The organism is Amycolatopsis rhizosphaerae, from assembly GCF_007713715.1.
GTDB lineage: Bacteria > Actinomycetota > Actinomycetes > Mycobacteriales > Pseudonocardiaceae > Amycolatopsis_E > Amycolatopsis_E rhizosphaerae.
The window spans coordinates 1-1,046 of the sequence record NZ_VJWX01000893.1 but is presented as its reverse complement, the minus strand read 5'-3'; the positions used below and the strand labels follow the sequence as shown (position 1 = coordinate 1,046).

General features: G+C 68.3%; 1 protein-coding gene. It reads left to right on the top strand.

Annotation, left to right across the window (positions count from 1 at the left end):
- Window positions 1-1,023: xylose isomerase (xylA, locus tag FNH05_RS37670; RefSeq protein WP_144593583.1), on the top strand; the 1,023-nt coding region annotated here is incomplete at its 5' end.
- Window positions 1,024-1,046: the final 23 nt, after the last annotated feature.

The window sequence follows — 1,046 nt, the reverse complement described above, 5'->3', positions numbered from 1 at the left end:
TTCCACGACAACGACGTCTTCCCCTTCGACGCCGACGCCGCCACCCGGCGCGACCGCTGCGCCAAGCCGAAGGACGCGGCCGACAAGGCCGGCCTGGTCGTCGAGATGGTCACCACGAACACCTTCAGCCACCCGGTGTTCAAGGATGGCGGCCTGACCTCCAACGATCGCTCCGTGCGCCGCTTCGGCCTGCGCAAGGTGCTGCAGGCGGTGGACATCGCGGCCGGAATGGGGGCCACCACCTTCGTCATGTGGGGCGGGCGCGAAGGCTCGGAGTACGACGGTTCCAAGGATCTGTACGCGGCGCTGGAACGGTACAAGGAGGGCCTCGACACGGTCGCCGGCTACATCAAGTCCCAGGGCTACGACCTGCGGATCGGCCTGGAGCCCAAGCCCAACGAACCGCGCGGCGACATCTTCCTGCCCACCGCCGGTCACGCGCTCGCGCTGATCGCCCAGCTCGAGCACGGCGACATCGTCGGCCTCAACCCGGAGACCGGCCACGAACAGATGGCCAACCTCAACTACACGCACGGGCTCGCGCAGGCCCTGTGGAGCGGGAAGCTGTTCCACATCGACCTCAACGGCCAGCGCGGCCTGAAGTACGACCAGGACCTGGTGTTCGGCCACGGCGATCTGATCTCCGCGTTCTTCACCGTCGACCTGCTCGAAAACGGGTTCCCCGGCTACCCCGGCGGCCCGCGCTACACCGGTCCCCGCCACTTCGACTACAAGCCCTCGCGCACCGAACACCTCGACGGCGTCTGGGAGTCGGCCAGGGCGTGCATGGCGACGTACCTGATGCTGGCGGAGAAGGCGGCCGCCTTCCGCGCCGACCCCCGGGTGCAGGAGGCCATGACCTACTCCGGTGTCCACGAGCTCGCCGAGCCCACGCTCGCCCCCGGCGAGTCCGTGGCCGATTTCCTCGCCGCCGACGAGGACTTCGACCCGGAGAAGGCGGCCGAGCGCGACTACGGTTTCGTGCGGCTGCAGCAGCTCGCCCTGGAACACCTCATCGGCTGAGCTGTTTTGTTCAGCGGTGATAC